The 24269-nt window shown below is 58.5% G+C and carries 25 protein-coding genes and 1 pseudogene; 16 read left to right on the forward strand and 10 right to left on the reverse strand.

The window, feature by feature from the left end; translation table 11 throughout:
* The first annotated feature begins 328 nt into the window (after positions 1-328).
* The 5 genes from PG5_RS26780 (at position 329) to PG5_RS26800 (ending at position 4503) form a co-directional block, all read left to right on the forward strand.
* The gene (locus tag PG5_RS26780; protein WP_020800208.1) at positions 329-1105 is read left to right on the forward strand and encodes an ABC transporter substrate-binding protein; all 777 of its coding nucleotides are present in this window, start codon (positions 329-331) and stop codon (positions 1103-1105) included.
* A 91-nt stretch (positions 1106-1196) separates the two neighbouring features.
* Positions 1197-1886, forward strand: coding sequence for an ABC transporter permease (locus tag PG5_RS26785; RefSeq protein WP_020800209.1), 690 nt, complete (start codon positions 1197-1199; stop codon positions 1884-1886).
* Between the two features lie 14 nt (positions 1887-1900).
* Positions 1901-2599, forward strand: a complete 699-nt coding sequence (locus PG5_RS26790; protein WP_020800210.1) for an ABC transporter permease — start codon at positions 1901-1903, stop codon at positions 2597-2599.
* Positions 2600-2607: 8 nt separating this feature from the next.
* Complete coding sequence (locus tag PG5_RS26795) at positions 2608-3720, forward strand: succinylglutamate desuccinylase/aspartoacylase family protein (RefSeq protein WP_020800211.1); 1113 nt, start codon at positions 2608-2610, stop codon at positions 3718-3720.
* A gap of 18 nt (positions 3721-3738) precedes the next feature.
* Complete coding sequence (locus PG5_RS26800; protein WP_020800212.1) at positions 3739-4503, forward strand: ABC transporter ATP-binding protein; 765 nt, start codon at positions 3739-3741, stop codon at positions 4501-4503.
* Between the two features lie 101 nt (positions 4504-4604).
* Here the strand turns inward: PG5_RS26800 and PG5_RS35470 are convergent.
* A pseudogene (locus PG5_RS35470) lies at positions 4605-5156 on the reverse strand (sulfite exporter TauE/SafE family protein); the annotation flags it as partial.
* 396 nt (positions 5157-5552) lie between these two features.
* Between PG5_RS35470 and PG5_RS26805 the strand changes: the two are divergent.
* A complete protein-coding gene (locus PG5_RS26805) occupies positions 5553-6461 on the forward strand; it encodes a MurR/RpiR family transcriptional regulator (RefSeq protein ID WP_020800213.1) in 909 nt (302 codons plus the stop codon).
* Positions 6462-6576: 115 nt separating this feature from the next.
* Positions 6577-6849 (forward strand): hypothetical protein, encoded by a 273-nt coding sequence (locus PG5_RS26810; RefSeq protein ID WP_020800214.1) that lies wholly within the window; start codon positions 6577-6579, stop codon positions 6847-6849.
* A 36-nt stretch (positions 6850-6885) separates the two neighbouring features.
* Here PG5_RS26810 and PG5_RS33900 read toward each other — a convergent pair whose 3' ends face one another.
* Positions 6886-7110 carry a hypothetical protein gene (locus PG5_RS33900; protein ID WP_020800215.1) on the reverse strand — a complete coding sequence of 75 codons (225 nt, stop codon included), beginning with the start codon at positions 7108-7110 and terminating at the stop codon, positions 6886-6888.
* 546 nt (positions 7111-7656) lie between these two features.
* Between PG5_RS33900 and PG5_RS26820 the strand changes: the two genes are divergently transcribed.
* From PG5_RS26820 to PG5_RS26830, 3 genes are read left to right on the forward strand one after another with little or no spacing between them, the layout of a single operon-like run.
* Positions 7657-8955: an exo-alpha-sialidase gene (locus PG5_RS26820; protein WP_020800216.1), complete on the forward strand. Its 1299-nt coding sequence runs from the start codon at positions 7657-7659 to the stop codon at positions 8953-8955.
* On the forward strand, positions 8952-9545 hold the full coding sequence (locus tag PG5_RS26825; protein ID WP_020800217.1) for a hypothetical protein: 594 nt from the start codon (positions 8952-8954) through the stop codon (positions 9543-9545). Before PG5_RS26820 ends, PG5_RS26825 begins: the two co-directional genes overlap by 4 nt.
* A 31-nt stretch (positions 9546-9576) precedes the next feature.
* Positions 9577-11610, forward strand: a complete 2034-nt coding sequence (locus PG5_RS26830) for an LTA synthase family protein (RefSeq protein ID WP_020800218.1) — start codon at positions 9577-9579, stop codon at positions 11608-11610.
* An 11-nt stretch (positions 11611-11621) separates the two neighbouring features.
* On the opposite strand, the gene PG5_RS26835 is transcribed toward PG5_RS26830, so the two are convergent.
* The 4 genes from PG5_RS26835 to PG5_RS26850 all read right to left on the reverse strand — a co-directional run bounded on the left by PG5_RS26835 (position 11622) and on the right by PG5_RS26850 (position 14063).
* Positions 11622-12101 (reverse strand): DUF6130 family protein, encoded by a 480-nt coding sequence (locus PG5_RS26835; protein ID WP_033039422.1) that lies wholly within the window; start codon positions 12099-12101, stop codon positions 11622-11624.
* A 12-nt stretch (positions 12102-12113) separates the two neighbouring features.
* Positions 12114-12788 (reverse strand): NADPH-dependent F420 reductase, encoded by a 675-nt coding sequence (locus tag PG5_RS26840; protein ID WP_020800219.1) that lies wholly within the window; start codon positions 12786-12788, stop codon positions 12114-12116.
* Between the two features lie 219 nt (positions 12789-13007).
* Positions 13008-13499, reverse strand: a complete 492-nt coding sequence (locus PG5_RS34500) for a hypothetical protein (protein WP_042955779.1) — start codon at positions 13497-13499, stop codon at positions 13008-13010.
* 93 nt (positions 13500-13592) lie between these two features.
* Entirely contained in the window at positions 13593-14063 is a 471-nt protein-coding gene (locus PG5_RS26850) for an anti-virulence regulator CigR family protein (RefSeq protein WP_020800222.1), read from the reverse strand.
* Positions 14064-14228: 165 nt separating this feature from the next.
* Here PG5_RS26850 and PG5_RS26855 point away from each other — a divergent pair, with 165 nt between their 5' ends.
* Both PG5_RS26855 and PG5_RS26860 read left to right on the forward strand, forming a co-directional pair.
* Complete coding sequence (locus PG5_RS26855) at positions 14229-14963, forward strand: metallophosphoesterase (RefSeq protein ID WP_020800223.1); 735 nt, start codon at positions 14229-14231, stop codon at positions 14961-14963.
* Between the two features lie 92 nt (positions 14964-15055).
* Entirely contained in the window at positions 15056-15325 is a 270-nt protein-coding gene (locus tag PG5_RS26860) for a hypothetical protein (RefSeq protein WP_020800224.1), read from the forward strand.
* A 69-nt stretch (positions 15326-15394) separates the two neighbouring features.
* On the opposite strand, the gene PG5_RS26865 is transcribed toward PG5_RS26860, so the two are convergent.
* A complete protein-coding gene (locus PG5_RS26865) occupies positions 15395-15574 on the reverse strand; it encodes a hypothetical protein (protein ID WP_020800225.1) in 180 nt (59 codons plus the stop codon).
* 150 nt (positions 15575-15724) lie between these two features.
* Between PG5_RS26865 and PG5_RS26870 the strand changes: the two genes are divergently transcribed.
* Positions 15725-15928, forward strand: coding sequence for a hypothetical protein (locus PG5_RS26870; protein ID WP_042955784.1), 204 nt, complete (start codon positions 15725-15727; stop codon positions 15926-15928).
* 442 nt (positions 15929-16370) lie between these two features.
* Here PG5_RS26870 and PG5_RS26875 read toward each other — a convergent pair whose 3' ends face one another.
* Positions 16371-18050 carry an arylsulfatase gene (locus PG5_RS26875; RefSeq protein ID WP_020800226.1) on the reverse strand — a complete coding sequence of 560 codons (1680 nt, stop codon included), beginning with the start codon at positions 18048-18050 and terminating at the stop codon, positions 16371-16373.
* A gap of 281 nt (positions 18051-18331) precedes the next feature.
* Here PG5_RS26875 and PG5_RS26880 point away from each other — a divergent pair, with 281 nt between their 5' ends.
* Positions 18332-19342, forward strand: a complete 1011-nt coding sequence (locus PG5_RS26880) for an AraC family transcriptional regulator (protein WP_042955780.1) — start codon at positions 18332-18334, stop codon at positions 19340-19342.
* Between the two features lie 74 nt (positions 19343-19416).
* Here PG5_RS26880 and PG5_RS26885 read toward each other — a convergent pair whose 3' ends face one another.
* Both PG5_RS26885 and pobA read right to left on the reverse strand, forming a co-directional pair.
* Positions 19417-20694: an OprD family porin gene (locus PG5_RS26885; RefSeq protein WP_020800228.1), complete on the reverse strand. Its 1278-nt coding sequence runs from the start codon at positions 20692-20694 to the stop codon at positions 19417-19419.
* Between the two features lie 125 nt (positions 20695-20819).
* Positions 20820-22007, reverse strand: coding sequence for a 4-hydroxybenzoate 3-monooxygenase (pobA, locus tag PG5_RS26890; protein WP_020800229.1), 1188 nt, complete (start codon positions 22005-22007; stop codon positions 20820-20822).
* A gap of 203 nt (positions 22008-22210) precedes the next feature.
* Here pobA and PG5_RS26895 point away from each other — a divergent pair, with 203 nt between their 5' ends.
* Both PG5_RS26895 and PG5_RS26900 read left to right on the forward strand, forming a co-directional pair.
* Complete coding sequence (locus PG5_RS26895; protein ID WP_020800230.1) at positions 22211-23095, forward strand: helix-turn-helix domain-containing protein; 885 nt, start codon at positions 22211-22213, stop codon at positions 23093-23095.
* Positions 23096-23296: 201 nt separating this feature from the next.
* Positions 23297-24232 (forward strand): transporter, encoded by a 936-nt coding sequence (locus tag PG5_RS26900; RefSeq protein ID WP_033044443.1) that lies wholly within the window; start codon positions 23297-23299, stop codon positions 24230-24232.
* Positions 24233-24269 lie beyond the last annotated feature (37 nt).

Here is a 24269-nt window from a genome sequence, read left to right on the forward strand (position 1 = left end):
CGGGGCGCAGTTTCCCCGCGAGTCAGCGGTCGCATTCGTGTCCGCTTACCACCCCTGTCCCCTCCCCCGGATCTAGAAAAAACCGACTATCGACAATCAGGCCCGCCTGCGTGGTTGCACGTGGGACTTGCCCGGGCCTGACCTGCCAATAGTGACAGTGACGCTCCGGTATTTTTCGCCCGACACTGATATGTTTTTTTTCATTTGTTTGATTTATGAAATTTTATGTGCCATTTATAGCCTCGAAAATCCACGGAGCGGTCCCCTTCGACAGATCGGACGATCGCTGCGCGCAACACCCAAACACCTCATCCAGGGAGTCAACAATATGAACAAGACAGAACTTCTAGGTACTCTGGCACTGTGCGCCGCAAGCTTGCTGGCACATGCCGACGAAGACAGCCTGCGCATCGGTATCGAAGCCGCCTACCCGCCCTTCTCCTTCAAGACGCCGGAGGGCAATGTCAGTGGTTTCGATTACGACATCGGCAACGCGCTGTGCGAAGAAATGAAGGTCAGGTGCGAATGGGTCATCCAGGAATTCGACGGCATGATCCCCTCACTGAAAGTGCGCAAGATCGATGCCGTGTTGTCGTCGATGTCGATCACTGAGGACCGCATGAAATCCGTCGACTTCAGCAAAAAGTACTACCACACGCCGGGCAAGTTCGCGATGAAGGCCGGCAACGTGATCAACGACCCGCTGGTCGATCTCAAGGGCAAGAAAGTCGGCGTCCAACGTTCCTCGACCTATGACCGTTTCGCCACCGAGCAGCTTGAGAAAGCCGGCGCCTCGATTGTTCGCTACTCCTCACAGAATGAAGCCTTCCTCGACCTGGCAGCGGGTCGCCTGGACGCCACCCTCGCCGACGTCGTCAACACCAACGAGAGCTTCATCAAGACGCCATTGGGTAATGGTTTTGCCCTGGTCGGACCCGACATCAACGACCCCAAATACTTCGGCAAAGGCGCCGGGATTGCAGTGCGTAAAGGCGACAGCGCGAACGTTGCGCGCCTGAGTGCGGCGATTGACGCCATCCGCAGCAATGGCAAGTACCAGCAAGTGATGGCCAAGTACTTCGCGTTCGATATCTACGGCGAATAAGCCTTTACCCCAGACCCTGGCGCAGGCCTGTGCAGGCGCCACTTGTGGCTTGTCTCGTGCGCCTTGCGGCGCTCGCTTGAGGAACTTCAACATGCTCCACGGCTACGGATCGAGCATTCTCGATGGCGCCTGGCTGACCATCAACCTTGCCCTGACCTCCATGACCCTGGCCATTGCCCTGGGCCTGATCGGCGCCGCCTTCCGGTTGTCGCCGTTCAAATGGCTGGCGGTACTGGGCGAAGGCTATACCACCCTGATCCGCGGGATTCCCGACCTGGTGTTGATCCTGCTGATCTTCTATGGCGGCCAGGATCTGGTGAACCGCCTTGCCCTCGCACTGGGCTACACCCGCTACATCGACATCAATCCGTTTATCGCGGGCGTCTGCACCATGGGCTTCATCTTTGGTGCCTACCTCTCGGAAACCTTTCGTGGCGCCTTCATGGCGATCCCCAAGGGCCAGGGCGAGGCCGGCGCGGCCTATGGCATGAGCGGCCTGCAGGTGTTCTGGCGGATCCTGGTGCCGCAGATGATTCGCTTCGCCATTCCCGGCTTCACCAACAACTGGCTGGTGCTGACCAAATCCACTGCGCTGATCTCGGTGATCGGCTTGCAGGACATGATGTTCAAGGCCAAGAACGCGGCGGACGCCACCCATGAGCCGTTCACGTTTTTCCTCACCGCTGCCGCGCTCTACCTGATGCTGACCAGCGTGTCGTTGCTGGTGCTGCGCTATCTGGAAAAACACTACTCGGTCGGCGTCAAAGCCGCCGAACTGTAACGGGGAGCACAGGCATGATTCTCGACTACAACCTGATCTGGGAAAACCTGCCGCTGTATTTCAATGGCGCGCTGGTGACCCTCAAAGTCCTGCTGATTTCCCTGGCCATTGGCCTGGTGCTGGCGATTCCCATCGCGTTGCTGCGCGTATCCCGTTCGCCGCTGCTCAACTTCCCGGCCTGGCTCTACACCTACGTGATTCGCGGCACGCCGATGCTGGTGCAATTGTTCCTGATCTATTACGGGTTGGCGCAGTTCGAAGCGGTACGCCAAAGCGCGCTCTGGCCGTACCTGTCCAGTGCAACTTTCTGCGCTTGCCTGGCCTTTGCGATCAATACCAGTGCCTACAGCGCCGAACTGTTGGCCGGCAGCCTGAAGGCCACCGCCTACGGCGAGATCGAAGCCGCCAAAGCCATGGGCATGTCGCGCTTGACCCTGTACCGGCGGATTCTCCTGCCGTCGGCCCTGCGCCGGGCGTTGCCGCAGTACAGCAACGAAGTGCTGATGATGCTGCAAACCACCAGCCTGGCGTCGATCGTCACGCTGGTCGATATCACGGGAGCCGCGCGAACGGTCAGTTCACGGTTCTATCTGCCGTTCGAGGCGTTCATTACCGCGGGCCTGATCTATCTGGCCCTGACCTTCAGCCTGGTTCGTCTGTTCAAGTTGGCCGAGCGCCGCTGGCTGGCCTACCTGGCACCGCGCAAGCACTAAGGAGTCTCATGCAACACATTCAATACCTGTTGCCGTGGAGTGCCTCGGGCACAGAACGAAAGCTCTCGCTGTTCCGTTTTGGCAGCGGCGCGCGCAAGGCCTACATCCAGGCTTCCCTGCACGCCGATGAATTGCCGGGAATGCGCGTCGCCGTCGAACTCAAGCGCCGCCTGCAGGCGCTGGAAGAGCAAGGTCGCCTGAACGGGGTGATCGAATTGGTGCCAATGGCCAATCCGATCGGTATCGCCCAGATGTTCCAGGCCACGCACCAAGGTCGCTTCGAGTTCTCCAGCGGGAAGAATTTCAATCGCGACTTCCCGGAACTCGGCAAGGACGTCGCGCAGCGACTGGAAGGTCAATTGGGCGACGATGCCGATGCCAACGTCGCCCTGATCCGCCGCGCCATGGGCGATGCCCTCGCCAACTTGCCGGCAGCGACCTCGGAGCTCGACGGTTTGCGTCGCCTGTTGCTGCAGCATGCCTGCGACGCCGATGTGGTGCTGGACCTGCACTGCGACTTCGAGTCGATCATGCTGTTGTATACCATGCCGCAAAACTGGCCACGCCTGCGCTCGTTGGCCGCCCGCCTGGACGCCGGCGTTGCCCTGTTGGCCGAGGCTGCGGGCGGCAGCGCATTCGATGAAGCCTGCGCACTCCCCTGGCTGCAACTGGCCAAGCGCTTCCCTGAAGCCAATATTGCGCTGGCATGTGTAGCCACCACTATTGAATTGCGTGGCATGGCTGACACCGAACGCGAGACGTGCGTCGACAGCGCGCAAGCCATTCTCGGCTATCTCGCCGATCAAGGCCTGATCAGCGGTGACTGGCCTGCGTCGCCACCAAGCAGGTGTGAAGCGACACCGTTCGCCGGTGCGCAGTACGCCTACGCGCCACACCCGGGGGTGGTGAGTTATCTGCAACCGCTGGGGGCCCGGGTCAAGGTCGGCGATCCGCTGTTCGAAGTGATTGATCCGCTCACCGACCAGCACAGCGTGGTGCGTGCCAGTACCGACGGCATTCTTTACGCCCGCGAACGCCTGCGCTTTGCCCAGCCCGGCCTGTGGCTGGCGAAAATTGCCGGCAGTACCCCCATTCGCCAAGGCCGCTTGCTCAGCGACTGATAACAGAGAGTCAGAACCATGTACAAGCTGGAAATAAAGGACCTGCACAAAAGCTACGGCACCCATGAAGTACTCAAGGGCGTGTCCCTGGAGGCGAAAGCCGGTGACGTCATCAGCATCATCGGCTCCAGCGGTTCGGGCAAAAGCACCTTCCTGCGTTGCATCAACCTGCTGGAACAACCCAACGCCGGCAACATCGCGCTCAATGGCGAACAGCTCAAGCTGGTGAGCAACAAACTCGGCGGGCTCAAGGCTGCCGAACCCAGGCAGCTGCAACGCATGCGTTCGCGGTTATCGATGGTGTTCCAGCACTTCAATCTCTGGTCGCACATGAGTGCCCTCGAAAATGTCATGGAAGCACCGGTGCATGTACTGGGCATCGACAAGAAACAGGCGCGGGAAAAGGCCGAGCACTACCTGGACAAGGTCGGCGTGGCACACCGCATGGACGCCTGGCCGGCGCATATGTCCGGAGGTGAGCAACAGCGGGTGGCGATTGCCCGGGCACTGGCCATGGAACCTGAAGTAATGCTGTTCGACGAGCCCACGTCGGCACTCGACCCCGAACTGGTCGGCGAAGTGTTGAAGGTCATGCAGGACCTGGCGCTGGAAGGCCGGACCATGGTGGTCGTGACCCACGAAATGGGCTTTGCCCGCGAGGTGTCGAACCAGTTGGTATTCCTGCACAAGGGCCAGGTCGAGGAACGTGGCGACCCGCGCGAGGTGCTGGTTAACCCGCAGTCCGAACGCCTCCAGCAGTTCCTGGCTGGCAGCTTGAAATAAGCCTTCGGCGCACACCGACTCTTGGCCCGTCGCTGCACACCGAGGGTCGGCTTCGGAACGCTCCGGCCGGGATGTTGCCCACCCAAAAAGTTCTTCACGGAACCGCCTGAAACACCGGTAATTGTCTTGCTCAAGTAAATAACAAACGAGGCGGCTGCTTCGGTTGAGAGCAATGGGCCTTTCAATAACCCGTATGCAGAAAAAATTGGAATGGTCAGCGGCCCGGTAGAAAGAACAATACCCGTGAGGTAGCCGACAAAAGCCCCTGTGATTGAGAGCTGCCAAAGCGAAAGAGTGAAATTTCTTGATTTTGCCCAGTGGCGATAGGGAATCATGAGCAGAAAGAACGTCCCGAGGGCTATATCAATCCAGGTTGCTTTCAGGCTCCAGAGTGTGTGTGCACCAAGAGCCGCTGCGGGTACCCCTGTCACCGAATAGGCTAAAAACGCCTTCCAGTGAATATCCTTTCGCCAAAGAATAACTCTTGAAATATTGCCGACGATTGCTGCCACCGCCATGATCGGCACCGCCTGCTTGGGGCCGAAACAAAGGGCGAGCGCAGGCAGAAGCATGATCGATGCCCCCGTACCGATTACACCACTGACGACGCCTGAAATGACCCCGATAAACAAAACGAGTAAGTATTCTGTCATTTGTCTTCCAGAGCGAATGTTGGTTTTTTACTATTTCAACGCCGCTCCAACACACCGATAACTTCACTAACTTAGTAAGTTAATTTTTTCTCAGGGTGATTGCGGATTCGATAAACCAAGCCACCGTGCCAGGCTTCGATTAATTTTTGTATGTGGATGACTTGAGAGATCTTTCTTTATATTTTGTAGGCGTTTTCGCTGACTTTGTTGCATGGTCGTAGTGAAGCCTGAGTACTGCAGCAACTTCAGGCGCGAGTAGCTTGAAATAAGTCATCTGCGCACAGCGAGGGTCGGCTTCGGATACACTCGCGAGCAAGACCTCTGTAGGAGCGAGCATGCTCCTACGGGTCATTCGCCCCACCCCACCTCCAACCCTCAGGACATGTTGAGCCGGATATGCCAACCCCTTCGAAAGACACCACGGTCTATGCCGCGCCAGTGATGCGCAAACTGGCGGAAATCGTTTCCGACCTGCCGCCGTCACTGCGCAAAGTGGCGGACTTTGTCCTGCGTCACCCGCTCAGGGCCGCGACGTTGACCATCGAAGAAATGGCTCAAGAGACATCCACCTCGCCAGCAGCGGTCAATCGACTGGCCAAGGCGCTGAACCTGGGTGGTTACACCGGCATGAAAGCCGAGTTGGTCGCGACGTTGCAGCAGATGGTGTCGCCGGTCGATAAGTTGCGCAACGAACTGGCGCATCGACCGGGTGGTGCATTTGGCCTGCATGAGCAAATCCACAGCGCCAGCAGCAATCTCGCCACGGCGGCGACCAACAACCATGCCGAGACCTTCGAGGCCTTTGTCACTCGCCTGATCGAGGCGCGGAAAATCTACATCCTCGGGTTTGGCAACAGCGTCTACTTCGCCGGTCTCGCCGCCTCTACCCTGATGCCCTTCTGCGCGGACGCAACCGCCATCAGCATGGAGGGCGGCAACGAAAACGCCGCTTACCGGTTGGCTGCCATCACTGATGAGGACGTACTGCTCGCGATCTCCCTGCCGCGCTACTCCCTCGATACGCTGCAACTTGCACGTTTTGCCAATGCGCGCGGCGCCTCGGTATTGGCGATCACCGACTCACCCGCCTCCCCGCTCACCGCCATTGCCGAACACGTGCTGTTTGCCCCGGCAGACCATCCGGTGTTGACCAGTTCCAACATTGCCGTGCTTGCCCTGATCGAAGGACTGGTGGCAGGCGTGATGGCTCGCAACAAGGAAGCCGTGAAGCTGGCCACCGAACTGACCGAAAGCGTGATGTCTTACCTGCACATCCCCACAAGCAACAAATCGCCGAAAAAGTGATGGTTCCCGGGCGCCCGTTGCAACACTTCGGATCTGCCGCCCGTCTGCCACTGCGCACCTTCCTGTGAGCCGTGCTTCAAATGCCGTACATACCCTTGCACGGAAGACTCAAACGATGAACATCACCATTGTCACTCTCATGCTCACGGGCTTGTTGTCGGCTTCGCCGCTTTACGTGCAGGCCGCCGAGAAAACCACCGAGGATGCAACGATTCCACCTTCGGCACTTCCCGGGCTCAACCAGCCGGAATCCAACGAAGAAAAGGCAGATAAAAAGGGCGAGGAAGCAGCGGGTTCAAACGCCGGTGCCGACGCGCACTCCATAAAAAAAGACGCAGCATCGGAGGACGACGGGGAGAATCAAAGGGGTAGCAAGTCTGGCAGTTGACCAACCTCTACCCCTTTTTCAAAAGCCCCGGATGTATCAGTCGTCCCGGTCGTCACGATCGCGATAACGACGGTTGTCGCGATCATCGTCACGACGATCGTATCGATGGTCATACCCTCGGTCATCATCCCGGTCATAGCCACGGCGATGATCATGATCTTGATATCGACCGTACCTTTCTCCGTCTTCCCAGTGAGGTCCGCAGCCTCCCAGCAAGAGCAGGCTGGAAATGGCCAGGGTCATCATTACTGCGCGATTCATTTGAGCATCCTGAAGGTGGGGGGGGTGAGAGGGTTTCAGCCGCTGGAAAATCCCGCACGGTGTTGAAACCCTGTCTTTGACCATTCAGTAACTCAATGATTCCGCTGGCAAATAAAACTGGCCGGAACGCTCGTGGCGCGAGCTCCGGTTCGGCGTGGTTTAGCCTGGGAAATGCTGGTTGGCAATCACCTGCTCGGTGATCGGCGCAAGTGCCGCCACCGCCCACAGGCCATAAACCGGATGGGCGGTGGCGGCCTCAGGCTTCTTCATTGCGGGCTAATGAACTGCTTGAAGCCGTCAGCTCCCACCCCATCGGCTCGAACGAACCGATCTTGAGCCTGTTTTCAACGTGCCGACGAGCAGAAAACGGGTCGGCTGGAAACGGTCATGAACCCACCCGCTCCACGCCCTGAAAAAGTCGCCCTTGGAGCGCTCAGCCAAATTTTCAATCAACATCCCGCAAAACAAAAATTCTTACAATCCAATTATGTACTAAAGTAAGGGGTTGAGTGTTTTAATGGGTCTTGAAATGCCAAAGGCCCAATCATGCGCATCAAATTTTCCGGCATTCCTGCATTCGGCATCTACATTGCCCTTGTTTGCCTGTTCGCGGCTGCATGGATCACCCACCCGGCCCCCGAGCACTCGCCCTTTGCCCTGATCAATCCGGCCTCGGCGGTGGCGGATAAGGACGCTAAACCCATCTATACCAGCCGTTTCGCCTCCTCCGGGCTGGTGGACTTCGTGCATTCGGCGGCGGTCACTGCCTTGCCTGACGGTAGCCTGATGGCGGTCTGGTTCGCCGGCACCCGCGAAGGCGCAGCCGATGTTCAGGTGCGCTCCGCCCGTTTCAACCTGAGTACCGGCGAGTGGGGGGAGGAACAGGTCATGGCGACCCGGGACTCGACCCAGCAAAGCACGCGAAAGTACATCCGCAAACTGGGTAACCCGGTCATTGCCCTCGCGCCGGACAACCGCCTGTGGCTGTTCTACGTTTCCGTGTCCATGGGCGGATGGGCCGGTAGCGCGGTCAATGTGATGGTTTCAGACGATTTTGGCGGGCATTGGTCGGCACCACGCCAATTGATCACTTCACCGTTCCTGAACATCAGCACCCTGGTCCGGTCGGCACCGGTGTTCCATGCCGACGGTTCCATCGGCCTGCCGGTCTACCATGAGTTCCTCGGCAAGTTTGCCGAGTACCTGTACTTGAGCGCAGACGGTGATGTGATCGATAAATTCCGCATCAGCCATGGCAATAATTCATTGCAACCGGCGATCGTTCCGCTGGATGGCCAACGCGGCATCGCCTTGTTGCGTTATGCCGGTGACACCCACCACCGGGTCCTGGCGAGCCGCACGGAAGACGCCGGACAAAGCTGGAGCGAACCTTATCCGCTGGTTCCTTCGAACCCCAACTCCTCGTTGGCAGCTGTTGCGACGCCGGACCGCGGGTTGCTGGTAGCGCTCAATGACCTGCAGGATGGACGCTTCAAGCTGAGCCTGTATGGCACCGATGCGAAAATGGACGATTGGCGCCTGTTGCACGACCTGGACAAATCACCGGATCCAGAGGGCGATCCGTATACCCCTCTGGTCTACAAGGAAATCATCGGCAAACAATTCCGTGGCTCCAGTGGCAAGCTGCGCCAGACGCTGGAGGCGCAATTCCTCGCCAACCTCGACAAACGTGTGTGTAAACGCCAGGAATGTGAGTTTGAATATGAATACCCCTACTTCCTCCGCAGTCCCGACGGGATGTATCACCTGGTCTATTCCTGGAACAACACCTTCATCAAGCACGTCACCTTCAACGATGCCTGGCTGGCCGAGCGTCTCCAATGATTAATCTGTGGCAGGCCCATGCCAGTTTCGCGATGATCCTCTTCCTGTTACTGCCGTCTTTTGGCCTGGGCAGGACCTGGCGCATCGCGCTGCTGCTTGCCTTGCTGGCCGCCAGCTTCATACCGCTGGGCGGGTTGTCGCTGGCCGCTTACCTGCGCAGCCATATCGACGACCTTGCGATCACCTCAATGGTGTTCATGGCCTGGGGATGTTTGCGCAGGCTAGGTCTGCTGCCGCCTGAGCGGCAGGGTCAAACCAGCGTATTGATCCTCTTCGCCGCGCTGGCCCTGGTGCTGTACCCCGCAACCCTGGGCCTGAGTGACCTGGACCCTTACCGGCGGGGCTACAGCCCGCGCCCCCTGTTGTTGTTCGTCGCACTGATGACGCTCGGCCTGTTCTACCTGCGCCATTACCTGGCCGTGGTGATGTTGACCTGTGCGACCCTGGCCTTCCTCGTCGGGATCAAACCCTCCCACAACTATTGGGATTACCTGGTCGATCCGTTGCTGGGCCTGTATTGCTGCGTGGCACTGCTGATGCTGGCGGCGCGTCGGCCGTATCGCCGGCTCATCACCCTGCGCGGCGCTTGAACTTCAATGAAATCTCAATAAGGAAACGGGCATGGGCTGGCTGAAATCGAGACGTCTGCATTACTGGCTGGGTGCAACAGCGATCGCCTTCGTGCTGTTCGCACTACTGCGGGTGGTGTTCTTTTTCGGCTTTTCCGGTTTCGACGCCAAAGCCCTGGGCGACGAACATGTGCTGACAACTCTGGGCATCGGCTTTCGTTTCGACTTGCGCCTGGCCATCCTGATCATGCTGCCGCTGGTATTGCTGGCCTGGATCCCGCGCTGGAACCTTGTCGGCAGCCGCCTCCTGCGCGGCATCGCCCGCCTGTACCTGGTAGCCGCCCTCAGCGTCGCGCTGCTGATCTACATCATCGATTTTGGCCACTACGCCTACCTCGGCGTGAGGATCAACGCCACAGTGCTGCGCTTCATCGAGGATGCGCAAATATCCCGTGACATGGTCTGGCAAACCTACCCGGTCATCTGGATCTCACTGGGTTGGTTGGCAACCATCGCAATCGCGACACTGGCCCTGGTGCGTCTGGAGCGCGTCACGCTGGACCGTCCACGCAAAACCATTCACCCGCTCTGCGCGACATGGGGCGGTGCAGTGATGGTGGTGCTGGTGCTGCTGGGTATCCTGGGCCGTGTCGAACACCTGAACATCGAGAACCCCGTGCCGCTGCGCTGGAGCGATGCGTTCTTCTCGGGCAACAACCAGGTCGCCGCACTGGGCCTGAACCCGGTGATTTTTTTCTACGACACCGTCAAGGTCGGCCAGTCACGCTATGACGAGGCACAGGTGCGCGAACATTACGCGGTCATGGCTCACTATCTGGGCGTCGACAAACCTGATCCGCAGGCCCTCGACTTCGTCCGCCACCAGACGCCACAACCTTACAAAATCAATGGCTCGCGACCACCTAACGTGATGTTCGTCATGCTCGAGTCGCTGGGCACCAGTGCCGTCGGAGCCTATGGCAACCCGATCAATCCAACGCCCAACATCGATCGCCTGGCCACGCAGAGCTGGTTCTTCAAGCACTTCTATGTGCCGGTCACGGGAACGGCCAAAACTGTCTGGGCCAGCATTACCGGGGTACCTGACGTCACTCGACAGGAAACCGCGACGCGTAATCCACTTATCACCCGGCAAAACACGCTGGTCAATGCCTTCACCGGCTACGACAAGATCTACACCATTGGCGGCAACTCCGGCTGGGCCAACATGAATGCCCTGATCCGGCAAAGCATCGACGGCGTTCGCCTGTTCGACGAGCGCGACTGGAAATCCCCGGTGGTGGATGTGTGGGGCATTTCGGACCTGGACCTGTTCAAGGAAACCGACCAGATCCTGCAAGCGTTGCCCAAGGACAAACCGTTCTTCGCCTATGTGCAAACGGCGGGCAACCACCGCCCATTCACCATTCCAAAGAGCAATGACGGCTTCGAGGTCAAGCACCCTACCCTGGAGCAAGTCCAGGCCGCCGGCTCGCGCAGCGTCGAGCAATACAACGCCGTACGCCTGCTGGACTTCAACATCGGACGCCTGATGGAAATCGCCAAGGCCGGCGGCTGGTACGAAAACACCATTTTCGTGCTGTTTGGCGATCACAACACCCGTATCGCCCAGATCCCCTTCCTGGCCCCGGCCTACGAGCAACTGGGCCTGGAGAGCAACGCGGTGCCGATGATCATCCACGCGCCAGGCCTGATCGGAACACGCAAGGTCGAGGAAGCTGTCGGCCTGGTGGACCTGCTGCCAACCGTGGCAGGCATGGCCGGCCTGGAGTTTCGCAACAGCGGCATGGGCCGCGATATCCAGCAGCCCGCGCCCGAAGGCGAACGTGTGGTGCCATTGGTGTTGCGTGAAGGCACCTTCCCGCTGATTGCCGGCGTGACGCAACACTACATGGTGCAGATGGAACACGACGGCAGCTCGCCAACCCTGCATGACCTGGCCTCACCGACGCCGCTGGACAACGTGGCCGAGCAAAACCCCGAGGAGTTCAAGCGACTGTCACGGTTGACCCGCGCCATGCACGAAACCTCACGGTTGATGCTGTACCAGAACGTACGCGACTAACCACTCAACAGTTACGGTTTTACCGCGGGACCTGCGCCAGTGTGAGGGGCGACGGATGGCCCCTTCGGCGGAACAGTGAAACTCACTGTCGTATGGGTGAGGATCCTGTGCGTCGGGTCGGCTACTTCAAGCAGAACCTTGTGGGCGCCGGGGGTCAGTCCGACCAGGATGATCGGATCTTCACTGGTGTGCGCCCATGTACCTTTCCAGTCGTCGACAGTCACGTGAAGGTGGCCCAGTCGTGGGGATACATCGGCGGCCGCCTTACCGAATACTGGCATGATCCTGGCGTGCTCTGTTCGATACTGGATGATGACGACCCCGCGGGCGAGCGGCTCGGCGAGCGGCGGATAGGCAATGAGCCTTGGCGTCGTCTCGGATTCCAATGGCAATATTGCCGGTGGGTGATCGGTGTCGGCCGCCCCTTGACCGAACGCTGCCGTGCAAGACAACACACTCCAGGCAATGGCCAACAGATTTGCGGAAGCCATGGTGGATTTCTCCTAAAGACCGACTTTGCGCTTGAGTTCGGCTTCGTTCCAAAGGCCGCTGAGCGGGCCGCCCGGCAACCCTTCATTGGCTCGCGCCAGCGGGAAAATAACCGGTAAAAAACCGGCGTCGCGCACCAACCGGGCACCCATGTCCCGGGCCTGGGCGTCGTCGGCGAATACTGCAATCGCCTTGTCTTTGCCCGACTGGTCTTTCATCGATGCATAGCCTATGGCGTTGAACGCACGCACCAGGTGTATTCCGGGCAGATATTGCTGGTCCGCCGAGGCGACACCCATCTCCAGCGCCTTGCGCCCGACCTCTGCGTCACGGCCGCCGAACGGGTTGCTGGTGCTCAACACTACCTTGCCGTCCAGCTTGCCCTGGACCTTTTCGGACAGCTCTGGCATCGCGCCATAGGGAACACTCAACACGATCACATCGCCCCATGTGGCGGCATCGCTCACCGAGCCCGCCTGAGCGTTTGGGCCAGCGCTATTGACCAGATCCGTCAGCTCCTCGGGGTGGCGCGAGGAAAACATAACCGAGTGCCCGGCCTTTACCCAGAGCGTACCCAGCGTACCGCCAACGTTACCGGAACCGATGACGCCGATCTTCAGGGGGTCCGCCATAGCCTGGCTGACGCACATGACCATGCCGGCGAACATCAAAAAGAAAATTCTGGACATACGCTGTGCTCCTGCGATGGAAAGCAGTCTCCTCTCCACACGGAAAGCGCCTGCAACACCAAGTTGAAGACTAGCTGATTATTGTTATTGCTGATCCTCGAGAGCGCTGGGTAAAACGCTTACCGACCTGCAGTACAAAAAAATCCCGGAAACAGACGTCTCCGGGATTTTTTTGTAGAAGCCTGGCCGCTAGAAAGTCGCTTGCCTGGCAGTTTCTGCTCAGTGGGATTTTTTTGGCGCGCCGGCTTTACTCAGTCCCTTCGAGTTGTGATCGCCCGGCGTCGATTCCGAAATGGCCCTGGCCTTGTCCAAGCCGCGCGTATCTTTGGAGTGTGCGATGCCTGAAGTCGTGGTGCCGTGGCCATTGTCACTATTACGATCACTGCCGTAGTGATTGCCACTGACGCCATGGTCGCGAACGGCCTTGCCAGCATGATCACTGCTCAACCCCTTGCCGTGGCCGTTACTGCCGGAATGACCCGAACCACTGTGGCCGGCACCGTTACCGCCGCCATTACCACCGCCATGGCCACCGCCGTTTCCGCCACCATTTCCGCCGCCGTGGCCACCACCACCACCACCACCACCACCACCACCTTCTTTCGCATAGGCGGCGTTCATGATGGACAGGTCAGCAGGGAGTAACGGGGCGGCTGCAAGCATCAGGGCGCATGACATTACAGCAACGAGACTCTTGTTTTTTAAAAGCATGATTGCTTCCGTGAGGGTTGATTACGCGTACTTTATGACGCGTAAACCCCATGACAGTTCAAGTCCCGCGACGGACGGAGTCGCCAGCAAGAATCAATCGAAAGCGCCGTTGAGCACTTCATAGATCAGACCGGTAGCGATCGCCACCAGTATCAAGTCGGTGCCCGCCTGCTGCCATTCATACCCGTCATAATGCGGCAGCCTGCCGATCAGCCGGCCATCGAGCTTCTTGGCAATCCCCGGCGGAAGCGGTTTACCGCGGGCGAGGTTCTTTTGAATGCCGGGTGGTAACGCAGGTCCAGGGGCCCAGTAGTCCCGATACCCGTCCACAATGCCAAGAACGCTTCCCCGATTGATGCTTGGGCCATTATCCCAATCACCGCCGCCTGAATGCTTTCCCTTGTTGCCCTGGTTGCCCTGGTTGCCATGCTCCTGGCTGTCTTGCGAATTGCCCTTTGCGTTTCCTTGCCCCTTGCCATTCCCAGGATCGGCCAATGCCAGCGTCGAGGCACAAACCAATGCAACACAGGCAATAGCGGCAACAAACGAGCGATATCTGAACATATCCGTTCTCTCAGAAAGGAAGTACCCCTGGAATGTATACGCTTCGCGGCGAAGCCATGCCAAATTTTAAACAAACGGTTGTGACACGGCCCACAACCCTGGCGCATGCTTAAGCGGTGATCGACCAGCAACAAAGCAACACGTCCTGCCGTACCGGAGTACCCCATGACCACAACCATCGAGGTGCCGCGCATCCAGCGCTTTGCTGCAAACACTGCGGGTCGGGATTTCGCGGCAGGTGACATTCACGGGCACTTCAGCCGATTGCAAGCCGCGCTGGATGCGGCTGGTTTCGATCCTGTTGTCGACCGCCTGTTCAGCGTCGGAGACCTGATTGATCGTGGACCTGAATGCCGGGACGCACTGGACTGGCTGGCCAAGCCATGGTTTCACCCCGTGCGCGGCAACCATGACGACTTCGTGGTTCACTTCGATACGTGTGACGTCTTTAGCTGGATCTGCAATGGCGGCTCATGGTTCACCGGTTTATCGCCACCTGAGCAGCAAGCGTTCGCGCTGCAGTTCGCCGAACTACCGATTGCTATCGAGATAGAGACGCCTGGCGGATTGGTCGGGATTATTCACGCCGATTGCCCAGTGTCCTCATGGGACCAACTTCGCGCCGAACTGCAATCGCCTGAAAGTGACAAGCAACTGCGAGCCGTACTGCTGCGCTGCATGTGGTCACGAACCCGGATTCAGGCGGGCGATACCCGCGGCGTCCATGGACTTCGCGCCCTGGTGGTTGGCCATACGCCACTCAGGCAGCCTGCGGTGCTGGGCAATGTGTACCACGTCGACACCGCGGGCTGGCTGGACGGTTATTTCACACTGCTGGATCTCACCACCTTGCAGTGCATCCCGCCAATCGATCCGGAACCCGGTTTCGACCAGACCTGACGCGCCGTTCGTCCAAAGCCCGGCACTCACGATGCGCCGCTGTCTCTCATGTAAAAGCACGGACATCCCGCGCCTCAGAACGGAGAGCCAGCATGGACATTGACGAAAATGCAGTTGGCAACATGTCACAGCAGGACGTAACGCGAACAACGGACAACGAAACCGGCCACGATCCCCGCAAAGATCAGCCGCAGGTGCCGCTGCCACCGAACGATGAAGCGCCTGTCGATGACGATATGACAGATGTGGCGGCCAATAACTCGGTGTCGAGCGAGCATCCGCAAGAAGGCACAAGCGCTCAGGACGAAAATGACCAGGAGGCTCGCGGCTTACCCGCGAGTGACCCTGAATCAGGTGCCTGAATCTGTCAGGTTCATTCCAGTTGCCCGCTCAGTGCGGGCTTTCTTTTTTCTCGTATTTACCTGCCATGATCAGTCGTCTTCTTGATCTATCTGATCTAGATAATCAAGGTCATCATCCTCTTCGTCTTCATCTTCTTCATCGTCAAGAATGCCTTGAGCGTCTTGTTCAACCCATGCTTCTTCATCGTGGAATTCATGATCGAGCAGATGGTCGTGCTCGGGTTCTGGAATATCAATCTCATCGCTCATCTACATTTCCTGCATTGGCTGAACTGCGCATAGGGTACTGTAACTGCAGCGGCGCTTGTAACGGCGCGTTCGATGATCGCCAACCATTGCTCACTTGTATTTGTCAGGTTGATTGCGCACTGTTACTCCATCACTTCAGAAATGTTGAGCATGTCAAAGAAGCAGCAGACAAACACCCCTCCAGCATCCGCTGCGGACATTGAACGATCTATCCAGGCCCTGAACAAAATGGCTGAACGACTATGGGGAGATGGCCGGGAAGCTGAGGCAAAAGCCCTTCTCAATGCCCTGGACGCCTTAAACCGGGCGCTTGACCGGATCAGGATTGGAGAGAGTCGAAAGACGCTCCATTGAGAGAATGCCGGGCTTCACGTGATGGGCACACTCCCGTCACGCCTTCGTAACACTTGGCAAGCACACTGCAGTCAGCCAAAGGGATTTGGCCACGTGATTGGAAAGCCCGACCCAGTGTCGAGCTTTTTCTTCTGCGGTGAGATGATCGTTCCCACGCTTTGCGTGGGAACGCATCCTGTGACGCTCCGCGTCACCGTTGCGCATGGCTCATGTCATGCGTCGTCAGCGGAACGCGGATCGTCCCCGGCGGCATTCCCACGCCGAGCGTGGGAACGATCAGATCCCGGACAGACCTGCAATCAGGTCGACTGTCAGGCCGCCTCGCTCTGGCTTTTGATTTTCTCCTATTTGATTTCGCCATTGCGCTCCCACTACTTGCCGGTATTGCCATTGTTCAGTTTCACGTTGTCGCCGCTCACATAGCGGGTTTCAGGGCACCCGCTTACTTGAAACAATATTCATAGAGGCACGTCTCGAACCCATACTTGAGGTCGAACTTGCCATCGAGCACGTTGTTTTCCTTCGCGTACTGGTCCCACGCGACCAACATTTCCTTCATTTTTGCCGGCTCGGCCTGGGACAGGTCGCGGCTTTCGGTAGGGTCGGCCTTGAGGTTGTACAGCTGCCAGTTGGCGGTGCCGTAGGGTGGGTTGACCAGGGTGATTTTCCAATCGCCCTTGCGCAGCGCCTTGCGGCCGAACAATTCCCAGCCAATCTGACGTTCGGCCATCGCTTGCCCTTCCAGCAACGGGCGCATGCTCTTGCCACTGATGGTTTGCACCGGACGGCCGTGGAATGTTTTGCCCAGTGCCGGTACGCCGGCGAGGTCCAGCAAGGTCGGCATCAGGTCCATCACATGGACCATGTCTTTATTGACGGTGCCTTGCAGGTGGGCCTTTTTCAGCATTTTCGCGCTGATGATCGCCGGCGCACGAATTCCGCCCTCGTTGGTGAAGCCCTTGAACAGTGGGTACGGAGTGGAACTGACCTGGGCCCACTGAGCACCATAGTCGGCATACGAGCCTTTGTGACCGAGATTCTTCAGGCTGTTATCGAACTCGCTGGCGAACCACTCCTTGTTGCCTGGCAGGTCAAGCGGGCTGTTGCCGTCGGCACCGTTGTCGGAGATAAACACAATGAAGGTGTTATCCAGCTTGCCGGTTTTCTCCAGGTACTGGAGCAGTCGACCGATGTGATAGTCCATGTTGGACACCATCGCCGCATAGATCTCCATGTTGCGCGCCTCACGCTTTCGCTGCTCATCGCTCAACTGGCTCCAGTTTGGAAGACCCTTGGCCATGGGTGTGTTGGGCGTCGTATCCGCTGCGACGATACCCAGCTGTTTCTGGCGCTCCAGGCGTGCCTGGCGGATCGGTTCATAGCCTGCGTCGTATCGGCCCTTGTATTTATCCAGCCAGTCATCCGGAGCATGCAGCGGCCAATGCGGGGCGGTATACGACAAGACGGCCATGAACGGCTTGTTGCTGGCTTTGTCGGCTTCGATGTAGTCAATCAGCCGATTGGTGTAGAACTCACTGGAATAGAACCCCTTCGGCACTTCCACCTGTTTGCCGTCTTCGCGATAAATCGCTTTCGGGTCTTTCGCGATGATGGCGTGCTGGTCATCGAAATGACTGGCGCCGCCTTGTACCAGTATGAAGGAGCGGTCAAAACCACGTGCCTTCGGGCTGGTTTCTTCGGTGCGACCCAGGTGCCACTTACCGGTGGTATAAGTGTTGTAGCCCGCGTCCTGAAGCACTTGTCCGACCGTGACCATGCGTTCGTTCAAGTAACCTTCGTAACCAGGCCTGCCTTGCTGGAACGGCTGAAGCAGCTCGCCCATGTTGCCCAGGCCAGCCACGTGGCTGTCGGCACCGGAGAGCATCATCGCCCGAGTCGGCGAACAGGTGGGGGCCGTATGGAAGTTGCCCAGGCGCACACCGTCCCGGGCAAGCGAGTCGAGGCTCGGGGTGCTGATTTCACCGCCGAAACTGCCCAGGTCGCTGTAACCCAGGTCATCGGCGACAATTATCAGGAAGTTCGGGCGCTCGTCTGCGGCCATGGCTGCGGGGCTGCAAACGGCAACCATCAGGGCAAGCGTCAGATGGGTCATCCAGCTCATACGCGCGGTTCCTCAGTTGTTATTATTGGCTGAGCCACCAGTATGCCGAGAGCCCGACGCCGGCCGCTAACGCGGTTGCGCAAGCGCTTATCCAGCCGCGTCGTTATTTGCCCCGACAGCTGGGGAACCGGTCAGCCATCGTTCATCATCCCTGCCTTGGCGGGGGCACGGGACACCCGCTGTCGAGCCTGTTGTCCATGTACCGCAACAACGACACCGTTGATACAGCACTCATTAACCAGACGGGGCAACCCGGACAAACAAGAATAAAGGTTACGCTGATGAATACACCCTCTATCAGCGGCCCGCCTCCTTCAAGGAGCGAGGCTTGCCCTGCCAGGAACATTCCGTTTGCAGCGGAGCCGTTACTGCGCTCGCGCAATATCGAAGATGCCGAGGCGCTGCTCAACAACCATCTTGAAGAACGTCGGATCAGCCTCGGAAGACGAGGAACCCTGGACATTGCTTTCACCTTGCAGTCCTTGCCGCAGATGAAGTTGTTCGGGGCGCAATGGGGCGGTGAAGTCCGCGTGAGCTCTAGCCCCTTGAACAGCTGGCATGGGATTTTACCCTTGCAAGGTACCATCAGCAGTCGTCCCGACGGCCTGCAAGCCAATGGCGGAGAGCTTCTGGTATTCAGCCCTGGGCATGAGGTGGATGTCATCTGGCATGAGGGGGCCAAGGCGATCGTCATTGCCCTGGATGCTGCATTACTGCTCGATCACCTGGAGCGCCACCATCAGACCCACGAGCTGCGGCTCCCGACCCGGACACTGTTGTTCGATAGCAACCATCGTGCCCTGCAGAGCCTTGGCAGCTTGCTGCGCCTGGTGGACAGCGAAACCGGCAACACCTCGGGGTTGCTGGCCAACCCAACCAGCCAGTCTCATGTGCAGCACCTGTTTTGCGAGAACCTGCTGCAACTGATCCCCAGCTTGCATACGGAGCCACAACGTCGCCTGTTGCCGGGCACCGTGAAACGGGTGGTCGATTTTATTCATGCCCATCTCGACCAGCCGCTGGACATCATGCAGCTGGTAGCCATCAGCGGTACCAGCCGACGCAGCCTGGAACAGGCGTTTCGCAATGGCCTGGGCACCAGCCCGCAACGCTATATCCAGAGTTGCCGGCTACAGGCGATACGCAAAATACTACTGAGCCACCAACCTGGAGACCTGCAGTTATCGGCGCTGGCGTTTCACTGGGGTTTTGCGCAACCCAGCCACTTCACCGCGGCCTACAAGCAGGCCTTTGGTGAGTTGCCATCGCAAACACTGGCCAGGCCGGCTTGAGGTTTTTCGTCGATTGCGTCCATACGTAGTCATGGCGGCCAGGTCGCTCCAGGCAGAGCGACCGTCACCATGACCTACCAGAATTTCCAGGTATAGGTGGTCATCACTCGGTTTTCATCATAGTCATTGCCATGCTTGAACTGGGCGTTGATGTTCCGCCATTCCATGCCCACATTCTTCAAGGGCCCACCCTGGATCACATACGCCAGAAACAGATCCCGCTCGCTTTCAGCGCTGTCGCTGAGGTCCCCACCGCGATCGATGCCCGTGCCGCGCAGGTAACGGGTGGTCAAGGTCAAGCCGGGCACGCCCATGGCCGCGAAATCATAGTCGTATCGCGCCTGCCAGGAACTCTCGTTGGGTTTGATGAAGGCCACGGCCGACCAGTTCACCAGATAAGGCTGCGGAGCGAAGCCATTCAGGGTCGGGAACGTGCTGTCACCCAACATGCGTTGATAACCCACGCCAACACCGTGCCCACCCTTCCTCAAGGTAATCATGGCGCCATAGGAGTGGTTGTCGATTTCGCCGTACAGGGCCTGACCCGCTTCCTTGTTGTTGAAGTAGCGCAAATCGGTCTTCAGGCGATAGCCGCCACCCAGGTCCGAGTTGAGCGTCAGGCCCAGGTAATGCTGCCGGTAAATGTCCTCCAACTGCCCGTAAAAGTAGCTGGCCGAAAGGTTGGGACCGAAGGCGTAGGTGGCACCGGCAAAGTCCAGTCCGTCGCTGGTGTAGCGCGGCCCGCCAGGTTTGGTGAACAGGTACATCTTTTCCCTGTTGGAGGATTCACGGCTGCTGATCTCGGTGAATCGCCCGCCAGTCAGGGTCAGGTTGTCTATCTCGTTGGACTTGACCAGTACGCCATGGAAGGACGTCACCAACTGCCGTGAGTCGTCCTGGAAGGCCACCGGCAACGTCGGCCGATGTTCACCGACTTTCAGCTCGGTCTTCGAGAAGCGAACTTTGCCGGTCAGTGCCGCCCGGCCGTAATCCTTGGCCTGCTCCCGGCTGCTTTGGCTATAGGGCAAGACACTGTCCGGGCCACGACCGCCGCCACCGTCAAGGCGATAGGCGTATTGCGCGGCCGCATCGAGACCGAACGCCAGCGGCCCCTGGGTGTAACCGGAGGTAAAGCGCAGGTCAAAGCCCTGGCTCCAACTGCCATCGCGCGAGGTTCTCGGGTTGTCGCCCTTGAAGTCGCGGTCGACATAAAAGTTGCGCAATCCCAGGTTCATCTGGCTGTCTTCGACAAAGTCAGCTTGCGCAGCCAACGGCATCATCACGCCGATCAGCCCCATGGCCTTCAGGTTTTTTGCAGCAGAGTAAGCGGACCGCGGCACAGCCGCGTGCATAGGATTCATGGACACCTCTACACATTTTTATTGTTGTTGTAGAGGTTCAGTATCCGCAGTCAGCCCACAGGCCGTTATCGTCTGCGCGTGACGACTAGCTGCGCAGCGCAGGTATTGCAGGCGTTCTACTCGATAGCTTCGTAGGGCAGCCCCACGTAGTTTTCGGCAATGTTGACCAACCCTGCGTGGGAGTTGAAGAAATACTCGCGGTCGGCCTGCTGCATCTTCTGGTCCCACGCGTCCTTGTGCTCGCCGAAGTCGTGCAACAGGTTGGTCATGAACCAGCTGAAACGCTCGCCCTTCCAGACACGGCGCAGTGCCACTTCGGAGTATTTTTCCAGCAGGTCGGTACGCCCCTCCCGATACACCTTGACCAGGATGCGATACAGGTAGCACACGTCCGAGGCGGCCAGGTTCAAGCCCTTGGCACCGGTTGGCGGCACGATGTGGGCAGCGTCGCCGAGCAGGAACAACTTGCCGTACTGCATCGGCTCGACCACGTAGCTGCGCAGCGGCGCGATGCTCTTCTCCAGCGAAGGGCCGGTCACCAGCTTGTCCGCCACCTCGTGTGGCAGACGTGCCTTGAGTTCACCCCAGAAACGCTCATCGGACCATTCTTCGACCTTGTCGGTTAGCGGCACTTGCAGGTAGTAACGGCTGCGGGTCAGCGAGCGTTGACTGCACAACACGAAACCCCGGTCGTGGTGGGCGTAGATCAACTCGTGGTTGACCGGTGGCGTGTCGGATAGCAGTCCCAGCCAGCCGAAAGGATATACGCGCTCGTAGTGGGTAAGCACTTCGTCAGGAATGCTCTTGCGGGCGACCCCGTGGAAGCCGTCGCACCCGGCGATGTAATCGCAGTCGATTCGGTGGGTTTGGCCATCTTTCTCGTAGGTGACGTAGGGGCTGTCGCCCTTCATGTCGTGGGGCTGCACGTTTTCGACCGAATAGATGATCGGGGCACCCAGGGCGCTGCGGGCCTCCATCAGATCGCGCGTGACTTCGGTCTGCCCATAGACCATGACAGTCTTGCCACCGGTCAGTGTCTTGAGATCGACATGAATACGCTTGCCGGCCACCAGCAACTCGACGCCCTCGTGGACCAGGCCTTCGGCATCCATGCGTTCGGATACACCTGCTTCGCGCAGCAGGTCGACGGTGCCTTGCTCCAGCACCCCGGCACGAATTCGGCTGAGGACGTAGTCCGGTGTCTGGCGTTCGACGATGACGTTGTCGATGCCGGCGTTATGCAGTAATTGGCCGAGCAGGAGTCCGGAAGGACCAGCGCCGATAATAGCAACCTGAGTTTTCATTATTTTAATCTCTGATATGCGATTTCCAACCGTTTGCAGATGGCGGCCGGATTATTTTGTTTTATTTACCTCCTGCATTTTTACTGATGAAACTTGCAATAAAAGGTGATTTTTCAGGGTAAAATTGCACTTTTACAAATTTGGTTCGATTATCGAACGACCACACACACTGTACGTTTCCGTCCTCAAGGGTGCCGAACACGATGAAAAAAAGTGTCAATAACATCCCGGTGTTCAAGCTGTATGGTGAAAACAAGGCGTGGTCCACCCCGGACTTGCTGCACTGTGAATCCATACCCAAACGCAGCAGCCTGCACCATTGGGAGATCAAGCCGCACCGTCATGCCGACCTGTTCCAGTTGCTCTATGTGCAACGCGGCCAGGCAGTGGTCGAGATCGAGGGCAAGCGTAGTGACGTGTTGGAAGCGGCCATCCAGGTCATTCCGCCGCTGACCGTGCATGGTTTTCAGTTCTCGGAAAAAATCGAGGGTTATGTGCTCACCCTCGGCGCGCCACTGGTGGCCAAACTGGAGTCGCAATTGGGCGCGCCGTTGACCGTCCTGGCGTCTTGCGGGTGCTACCCGGTTGGGCGCGATCGTCGCTATATCAACACTCTGTTTGCCGCCCTGCTGGAGGAATACGAAAGCAGCGCACCGGCGCGCGACGTGCTGATGCACTCATTGGTCAGTGTGCTGATGGTCTGGACCAGCCGCCACAGTCAACTCAGCACGCCGCCAAGCAATCGTGGCGAACGCGACCAGCACTTGCTCAGCCGCTTCATCAAGTTGGTAGAGCAGCACTACCGCGAGCATCTGTCGGTGGAGGTGTTCGCCCAGCGCATCGGTCTCTCCAGCGTGCACCTGAACACCCTGTGCCGCGAACTGGCCGGGCAAACCGCGCTGCAGATCATTCACCAGCGCCTGCTGCTGGAAGCCAAGCGTAATCTGACTTACACCAACATGAGCATCAACCAGTTGTCCGACAGCCTGGGCTTCAGTGACCCGACCTATTTTTCACGCTTCTTTCGCCGTCTCGCTGGCCAGACACCGAATGCCTTCCGCCACGGCGTCGAGCAAAGCGGCGCGTGAACCGTCACGAACTTTGCGCACTCAGTCGAATTTTCTTAACAAGAAGCGTCACAGGTCGCTGCAACCATTAGCAGGGATAATCCATCTTATTGATTTAAAAGGAATAACAATAAAATCCAAGCTGGCACAATAGTTGAGTAGGACAACCTTGCGCAGGCAACAACTGCGGTCCACCACTCATAACAATAAGGTTGTCCTCCCATGCATCACAGACTCCCCCGCTGCACGCCCCTTTCGCTCAGCGCAGCCCTGTTGTTGGCCGGCAGCGCCTCACTGGCCCAGGCTACCGAAGGCGGTGTGTCGTCCTGGCCATTGGGCATTGAAATCTACGGCATGGGTATCCTGCCGCCGCCTGGCACCTACGGTCAGGTTTTCGTCGGCGACTACCTGGCCGATACCCTTCGCGACAACGCGGGCGACAAGGTGGCCGACATCGACCTGCGCGTCACCACCATTGTGCCTCGGTTCATCTGGGTCACCGAACAGCAGGTCTTGGGTGGCAGCCTGGGTTTCCACGCTTTGCTACCGCTCAATGACATGCGGCTGAACATCAAGAACGGCCCGCACGACCACAAGCGCGGCATCGGCGACGCTCACCTCGGCCCGGTGGTCGGGTTCCACCACAGTGACAAGTTCCACACCGCAGTGGGTATCGACTTCGTTCTGCCCACCGCCAGCGAATATGACAAGAACGACCTGATTAACCTCGGCACCAACTATTACACCGCACAAGCGGTGTATGCCATGACCTACATGGACCCCAAGGGTTTCAACGCCGATGTACGCCTGATGTACGATTACAACTTCGAAAATCAGGACACCCACTATCAGTCCGGCCGCGAACTGCACGCCGACTATACCCTTGGCTGGGGTTTGGGCAATGGCTGGGTCCTCGGCGTCGGTGGCCACGCTTACAAGCAGGTGAGCGATGACCAGTGCAGCGCTTCCAACTGCGCCGCCGCAGCCCAGGTCGATGCCGCCGATGGCAACCGTGGCAGCTCCTTCTCCATCGGCCCGGCGGTGCAATACGCCAGCCGGGACGGCTGGTTCCTCAGCGCCAAATGGCAAGATGAATCCGGTGTTCGCAACCGTACCGATGGCCAGGCCTATTGGCTGAAGTTCACTGTCCCGCTCTGAGCCCTGTCGCCAACAAAAATGCCCCGTGAGCATCGAG

It is taken from the genome of Pseudomonas sp. G5(2012), assembly GCF_000408945.1.
GTDB lineage: Bacteria > Pseudomonadota > Gammaproteobacteria > Pseudomonadales > Pseudomonadaceae > Aquipseudomonas > Aquipseudomonas umsongensis.

Coding starts and splice junctions, on each gene's coding strand:
- PG5_RS26855 (WP_020800223.1), top strand. CDS start 14,229: ATGACCACAACCATCGAGGTGCCGCGCATCCAGCGCTTTGCTGCAAAC.
- PG5_RS26795 (WP_020800211.1), top strand. CDS start 2,608: ATGCAACACATTCAATACCTGTTGCCGTGGAGTGCCTCGGGCACAGAA.
- PG5_RS26840 (WP_020800219.1), bottom strand. CDS start 12,788: ATGTCCAGAATTTTCTTTTTGATGTTCGCCGGCATGGTCATGTGCGTC.
- PG5_RS26835 (WP_033039422.1), bottom strand. CDS start 12,101: ATGGCTTCCGCAAATCTGTTGGCCATTGCCTGGAGTGTGTTGTCTTGC.
- PG5_RS26885 (WP_020800228.1), bottom strand. CDS start 20,694: ATGCACGCGGCTGTGCCGCGGTCCGCTTACTCTGCTGCAAAAAACCTG.
- PG5_RS26850 (WP_020800222.1), bottom strand. CDS start 14,063: ATGTTCAGATATCGCTCGTTTGTTGCCGCTATTGCCTGTGTTGCATTG.
- PG5_RS26895 (WP_020800230.1), top strand. CDS start 22,211: ATGAAAAAAAGTGTCAATAACATCCCGGTGTTCAAGCTGTATGGTGAA.
- PG5_RS26825 (WP_020800217.1), top strand. CDS start 8,952: ATGATTAATCTGTGGCAGGCCCATGCCAGTTTCGCGATGATCCTCTTC.
- PG5_RS26780 (WP_020800208.1), top strand. CDS start 329: ATGAACAAGACAGAACTTCTAGGTACTCTGGCACTGTGCGCCGCAAGC.
- PG5_RS26790 (WP_020800210.1), top strand. CDS start 1,901: ATGATTCTCGACTACAACCTGATCTGGGAAAACCTGCCGCTGTATTTC.
- PG5_RS26875 (WP_020800226.1), bottom strand. CDS start 18,050: ATGAGCTGGATGACCCATCTGACGCTTGCCCTGATGGTTGCCGTTTGC.
- PG5_RS34500 (WP_042955779.1), bottom strand. CDS start 13,499: ATGCTTTTAAAAAACAAGAGTCTCGTTGCTGTAATGTCATGCGCCCTG.
- PG5_RS26800 (WP_020800212.1), top strand. CDS start 3,739: ATGTACAAGCTGGAAATAAAGGACCTGCACAAAAGCTACGGCACCCAT.
- PG5_RS26870 (WP_042955784.1), top strand. CDS start 15,725: ATGTCAAAGAAGCAGCAGACAAACACCCCTCCAGCATCCGCTGCGGAC.
- PG5_RS26810 (WP_020800214.1), top strand. CDS start 6,577: ATGAACATCACCATTGTCACTCTCATGCTCACGGGCTTGTTGTCGGCT.
- PG5_RS26880 (WP_042955780.1), top strand. CDS start 18,332: ATGAATACACCCTCTATCAGCGGCCCGCCTCCTTCAAGGAGCGAGGCT.
- pobA (WP_020800229.1), bottom strand. CDS start 22,007: ATGAAAACTCAGGTTGCTATTATCGGCGCTGGTCCTTCCGGACTCCTG.
- PG5_RS26865 (WP_020800225.1), bottom strand. CDS start 15,574: ATGAGCGATGAGATTGATATTCCAGAACCCGAGCACGACCATCTGCTC.
- PG5_RS33900 (WP_020800215.1), bottom strand. CDS start 7,110: ATGAATCGCGCAGTAATGATGACCCTGGCCATTTCCAGCCTGCTCTTG.
- PG5_RS26860 (WP_020800224.1), top strand. CDS start 15,056: ATGGACATTGACGAAAATGCAGTTGGCAACATGTCACAGCAGGACGTA.
- PG5_RS26785 (WP_020800209.1), top strand. CDS start 1,197: ATGCTCCACGGCTACGGATCGAGCATTCTCGATGGCGCCTGGCTGACC.
- PG5_RS26900 (WP_033044443.1), top strand. CDS start 23,297: ATGCATCACAGACTCCCCCGCTGCACGCCCCTTTCGCTCAGCGCAGCC.
- PG5_RS26805 (WP_020800213.1), top strand. CDS start 5,553: ATGCCAACCCCTTCGAAAGACACCACGGTCTATGCCGCGCCAGTGATG.
- PG5_RS26830 (WP_020800218.1), top strand. CDS start 9,577: ATGGGCTGGCTGAAATCGAGACGTCTGCATTACTGGCTGGGTGCAACA.
- PG5_RS26820 (WP_020800216.1), top strand. CDS start 7,657: ATGCGCATCAAATTTTCCGGCATTCCTGCATTCGGCATCTACATTGCC.